Consider the following 962-nt stretch of genomic DNA (forward strand, 5'->3'; position numbering starts at 1 on the left):
ATGATGATAGTGGGAATAATGCCGGTCACGTCCGTATATATCAGTGGGATGGTAATGACTGGATTCAAATGGGTGCTGATATAGATGGAGAGTTGACTAATAATCTTTCAGGCTATTCAATATCAATGAATAACGATGGCTCAAGAATAGTGATAGGTGCTCCTTTTAATAGCGATAATGGCTTTAGAGCGGGTCATGCTAGAGTGTATGAATGGCAAGATGATGCTTGGGTTCAGCTAGGTGCTGATATAGATGGAAAAAGCTTTGGTGATCGATCTGGTTGGTCGGTATCAATAAATGGTGATGGGTCAATGATTGCAATTGGGGCTGATCAAGCTTTTAGTAGTGGCTTTAATCCAGGTTATGTAAGTGTTTATCAATGGAATGGTAATGATTGGGTTCAAATAAGTAATGATATAAATGGTCAATCAGCTGCAGATCGATTTGGTCGTTCAGTTTCAATGAATGCCGATGGCTCAAAAGTTATAATAGGTGCTAATTTTAGTGATAATAATGGTACTAACTCCGGGCATGTTAGCGTGTATGATATTCTGATACCAAGTTTAGTAGTAAGTGAAGATACTACTCTTGCAATTACAGAGGTATCAGTAACGGATGCTGATGGTAATCTAGCAACAACCCGTTTGCAGGTAAACAATGGGGTGTTAAATGTCACATTATCCGGTACAGCAACAATATCCGCTGGGGCTAATGGTAGTAATGATTTAACCATTAGTGGAAATGAAACAGATATTAATAACACATTAGCAACTCTAACCTATCAGGGAAATCTTAACTTTAATGGCAGTGATACTTTAACAGTTACCTCAACCGATAGTAGTGGCACACCCTTATCTGATGTCGATACTGTAGACATCACCGTAAATGCAATCAATGATGCACCGGTGATAAGTGCCGGTAGCACCTTAAACTATACCGAGAATGATAGTGCCACAGCAATC

At 39.3% G+C, this 962-nt stretch carries 1 protein-coding gene; it reads left to right on the forward strand.

Features of this window, described 5'->3' with window-relative positions; all coding sequences use genetic code 11:
* On the forward strand, positions 1-962 hold a 962-nt coding region (locus DNK85_RS01435), incomplete at both ends, for a hypothetical protein (RefSeq protein WP_208123115.1).

The organism is Cysteiniphilum halobium, from assembly GCF_003574425.1.
Classification (GTDB): Bacteria; Pseudomonadota; Gammaproteobacteria; order Francisellales; family Francisellaceae; genus Caedibacter; species Caedibacter halobius.